Here is a 4909-nt window from a genome sequence, read left to right as displayed (position 1 = left end):
GTTACATAATATAATCAAATACTAATATTAAGTAACATTCAAATTGATATTCTATATCAGAATACAAAAAATCGTTGGTAACTAAGGAAAGTGAAAGTTACACAATGTGCTTGTGTAACTTTCACTTATTCTAAAAATGTTAAAATAAATACCTTAAACTGGTATTCCATTTGCCTAACATACCTTTTGGAGGGGATAGGCAAAACTACCCAACCTGTTTTGCGCTTAAAACTTCTTCTGTAATATTGGTTATATAAATAGATATTCCTAATAATTCAATAGTATTATCACTTTTTTCTATACCCTTTTTTTTAGCATTCTTCACAGACTTTTCTGTTCTTTTTTTCAATTGATCATTTGTTAGTTTATATAAAATAAGCCTTGTTTTTAGGCTCTTTTCCTTACCTACATAAACATCCTTAATTTCATAACGGTCCCCCTCGCCCATCTGTTTCATTATGTCAGAAATATAGATTCTTTTAAAAAGACTTGATTTTTTAGGGGAGCCATTCTTATAGTACTCTATATCCTTATTCTCTATATATACTGCTATATTAGGTTTGAGTCTTGATATGTAAAAGGCGTCTCTATCTTCTATATCCAAAAAATCTTCAAAATTGAAGTATCCAAGATCTCTTAAAATAAGATCACCGGCTTTAATAGTATCTCTTATTTTGCTCCCAAAAGTATTGTCACTTCCCGAACCAGCTCCTACTTGTACATTAAGAAGGTTTCCGGATTTCAATTCATATTCTAGTTGTATTTTTACACCTGAAGGCTGAGAGCATCCACCAGATCCAGGATAAATATCTTTATAGCTTTCTGGCACTTGAAAAGCAGTAGAATCAAGTATTCTTATTCGTTTGAAATGTTTATCCCATACACTTGGTATACAAGTATTATTCGTTATTGTTTGGAGCAACAGGTTCTCAAAAATCTTCTTTAAAAATTCCACGCATCTTTCATTTAAACGTTGATCTAATGCTTGATTAGAAATAACTATCCCTATTTTCGCACTAAGTTTTGTACATAAGGTAACAAGTGTATTATTCGCAACCTCTGCATTCATAAAGCAGCATAAACAAACGAATTCCCATGCTTTAATTTTACCTTTTCTTTTCACAAAACCCGTTTCTCTCGCGACTTCTTCAAGCTCCTCTTTTGAAAAACATATTTTAATTTCAGCTGCAAAATATTTCATATCTTTATCCAATTTTAAGTTTTCTTCTATCATTTGTAAGATCCCCCCATTGATGTATTTTTATTATCTTTCAAATAATAACATTTTTACAAATGGGGGGGCTTTATTTTTATAGAATTTTCTTAGCTTGATGGCTATGTGGCTCTACCCCTAATAGTATATATTAAAATTTCTATATAATTATCGGAGTGCCCAATCAGCCTTTAATTTAATATCAGTTTCTGGTAAATATTTGTCAATAACACCATCTTTATATGCCATAACGCAGGTTGATACTTCATTACCTGTAGCAACTTCAACTAACACTGCAAGCCCAGACTGAGTTCCAAAATCAAGTCCAATGCTATATTTCTTAGCCCTCATACAAAAGCCATCCCTTATTTTCTACCGTATAATGGTCCAAAGTTTTCACATGCCCTAAAATCTGCAGCTTCTTTATCTTTTGTTCCAAAAGCACCCCAAGCTGTAGGTCTAAATATTCTGTCCTCACTTACATTGTGCATAGCAACTGGAATTCTGAGCATAGATGCTAAAGTTATTAAATCTGCTCCTATATGTCCAAAACTAATTGCACCATGATTTGCTCCCCAATTATTCATTACTGAATATACATCTGTAAATGCGTCTTTACCTGTAAGTATTGGTGCAAACCAAGTTGTTGGCCACGCTGGATCTGTACGTAAATTTAAGGTATTGTGCACATCTTCTTCAAGTTCAACAGTGTATCCTTCTGCAATTTGAAGTATTGGTCCGAGTCCATCTATTATATTAATTCTGCACATAGTTACAGGCATATTTCCTTCCGAAACAAACTTTGATGAAAAACCGCCACCTCTAAAATATCCTCTATTAGCTGGACACCAAGAAGTAGCATCTAAGCATTTCTTAACCTCTTCTTCTGATATATTAAAAAATTGCTTCATAACAGGCTTGCCATCCTTAGTTTGCTTTCCAGTAGCATCTAAGGTAGTAGACCCTGAATTTATAAGATGTATAATACCATTTGCTGCAATTCCAGTTAACTCTTTACCCGTCACTCTCTTCACAGCTTCAGGGCTCCAATAAGTTCTTACATCTGAAAATATCTGAGCAGTTCCTGTTAGTAAATGTCCTAGTAACATGGAAACTCCATTTAAAGAATCATTTTCTGTAGCAACTACAAAAGCCTCTCTTATGCCATTCCAGTCAAATGAAGAATTAAGTATTGCTTCCATGAAATCACCATTAGGAGAATGATCTGTCCATTGTCTCTGTCCTTGGAAACCTGACGCTATTGCATTATGTCCTTCCGCTTCTTCTTCAAAACCTAATTCCTTTAGTTTTGGATTCCCAATCATAAGATCTCTTGAAATAAGAGTCATCTTTACTACTGTTTCCCAATCTTTATCTAATTCTTCTCTGGTTTTTTCCATCTTGTCTGCACTGTAATAATCTTTACCTTCTTTACAGTTTTCTTTAACCCAATTCATTGCCTTTTCATATTCTTTTTTGTCATATATTTCTTCTTCTATTCTTCTTGTATATTCAGACATATCCACATATTCATTTCTCATACCTAAATATTTTTGAAAGAAATTAGGATCTACTATTGAACCAGCTATACCCATAGCTACACTACCTTGTGCTAGGTAAGACTTTCCTCTCATTAATGCAACTGAAAGTCCTGCCTTGGCAAATTGTAATAATTTTATTTTAACATCATCAGGTATTTTCGTGTTATCCTTTTCTTGAACATCTCGACCATAAATTCCAAAAGCAGGCAATCCTTTTTGATTGTGACCAGCTAGTGCTGCTGCTAAATAAACAGCCCCTGGTCTTTCTGTTGCATTAAATCCCCATATTGCTTTTGGAACAAATGGATCCATATCTATAGTTTCTGATCCATAACACCAACAGGGAGTAACACTTATAGTAACTCCAACACCTTCTTTTGCAAATTTTTCTGCACAACTTGCTGCTTCAGAAACACCACCAATTGTAGAATCTGAAATTACACATTCTACTACCTCGCCACTTGGATATCTTAAATTTTCTTTTATTAATGTCTCTAAAGACTTTGCCATATTCATAGTCTGATCTTCTAAAGATTCTCTAACCCCATTACGTCTTCCATCAATTATTGGTCTAATTCCAATTTTAGGCAAATTTTTATTTAATTTCACTAGCAATACAATTCATTCCTCCTCGTATAATGTAGTTGTAACCATTTATAATAAATCAGTCAGAATAACTACGAATGTTATCCTCAGTCCCTTACCTAATGTTCACAACCTATAATTTGATTATTATTTATCATATCTTAATTCTGATTATTGTCAATTAGCATTATTTGGATCCTTTAAACTAGTTAATCCACCATGATATAATATCTCCTGAATAGAGAAGATAGATGTTTCCCTCCTGAGAGGTAAGTGATTACCTATACTCGTAAATAAGCGTATCATTCCATCAGTAAGTTTTCTGTGTTTTAGCTGAAATTAGTGATATTGATAAATTTCTTACTCCAAAGCAACTTGTGGCTTTCTTCGGTGTTGATCTTGCTGTTAATGAATCTGGGTGTTTTTGACTATTCCCCCTTTTCGGGGTGATGGGCAAAAATACCCAAATCATATTTTAGAGGCGCTCCCTTCTATAATAAAAGAAATTCAAGAATTTGATTAATATTATTAACTTTAAATTAATGGGAATAGGAAATAGAATCTTTATAATGTATCTTTTATTACTCTCGTTGCATTTTTATAAAGTATTTTTTCTATTTCTGCTTCTGAGAAATTATTTTGCTGAAGCCCTAAAATCAATTTATTAATTTGTCCAATATTTTCTATTTCTAATCCATCACTTATACCATCAAAATCTGTTCCTATTGCTATAACGTCTATTCCACCTACATTTTTAATGTGCTTGATATGCGTTACCATTTCTTCTACTCTACTTAAAGGCTCTGTTCCTAAAAATGATTTTTCAAAATTAATTCCCATTACACCGCCTTTACCTGCAAGAATTTTTATCATTTCATCACTAAGATTTCTGCAATGAGACGTAATGCTCCTTGCATTAGAATGAGAAGCCACAAAAGGTTTAGAAGAAAGCTTAGCCACATCATAAAAACCACTATCTGAGAGATGAGAAACATCTATAATCATACCTAGGCTATTCATCTCTTTGACTACTTCACTTCCAAAGGTGGTTAAGCCCTGAAGGCTATATTGTGACTCACAGTTCGGAAAGCCAATTTCATTAGGATAATTCCAGGTGAGGGTAATAAGCCTTACTCCTAATTGATAAAAACTTCTAAGGTTATTAATATTTCCTTTTAAAACGCCTCCTTCTTCAATAGCAAGAAAAGCAGAGAGCTTTCCCTGTTCATTGTTATCTATCATATCTTTATAGTTTTTTGCTATTTTTATTTTCTCTTTATTTTTTTCTAATTCCTTAAAGAATTTATTTGTCATTTTCATGCAATACATAAAAGGATCTTCAAATTCTTTTAAATCCACATAAAGTGCAAAAAATTGTGCCAGAGAATCTGCTTGCTTTAACTTCTTTAAATCTATACAAAACTCATTTTCTGCAATTCCAAAGAGTTCTTCATTCTCCATACACCTTAAAATGGTATCACAATGCAAATCAATTACCTTCATAAAAACATTCTCCTTTTCTATAAAAATTTCTATTAAAATATTTTCAAATGTTTATTGGGTGTTTTTG

4 protein-coding genes and 1 pseudogene are annotated in these 4909 nt (G+C 32.7%); 1 reads left to right on the top strand and 4 read right to left on the bottom strand.

Translation table 11 applies throughout. The features are described from left to right. Positions 1-205 precede the first annotated feature (205 nt). The 3 genes from JJD95_RS19610 to JJD95_RS19600 form a co-directional block, all read right to left on the bottom strand. Positions 206-1234 carry an IS4 family transposase gene (locus JJD95_RS19610; protein ID WP_291645121.1) on the bottom strand — a complete coding sequence of 343 codons (1029 nt, stop codon included), beginning with the start codon at positions 1232-1234 and terminating at the stop codon, positions 206-208. 147 nt (positions 1235-1381) lie between these two features. Continuing rightward, a complete protein-coding gene (locus JJD95_RS19605; RefSeq protein ID WP_291645119.1) occupies positions 1382-1564 on the bottom strand; it encodes a hypothetical protein in 183 nt (60 codons plus the stop codon). 14 nt (positions 1565-1578) lie between these two features. Further along, a complete protein-coding gene (locus JJD95_RS19600; protein WP_367114859.1) occupies positions 1579-3363 on the bottom strand; it encodes an L-fucose isomerase in 1785 nt (594 codons plus the stop codon). Between the two features lie 311 nt (positions 3364-3674). On the opposite strand from JJD95_RS19600, the pseudogene JJD95_RS19595 reads away from it, so the two are divergent. Next, positions 3675-3767 (top strand): annotated as a pseudogene (locus JJD95_RS19595) (transposase); the annotation flags it as partial. 136 nt (positions 3768-3903) lie between these two features. Here the strand turns inward: JJD95_RS19595 and JJD95_RS19590 are convergent. After that, a complete protein-coding gene (locus JJD95_RS19590; protein ID WP_291645115.1) occupies positions 3904-4842 on the bottom strand; it encodes a dipeptidase in 939 nt (312 codons plus the stop codon). Positions 4843-4909: the final 67 nt, after the last annotated feature.

Source organism: Clostridium sp. (genome assembly GCF_016650035.1).
Taxonomy (GTDB): domain Bacteria; phylum Bacillota; class Clostridia; order Clostridiales; family Clostridiaceae; genus Clostridium_AD.
Note: the sequence above shows the minus strand (reverse complement) of the source record. Positions and strands in the feature narration are given on the sequence as shown.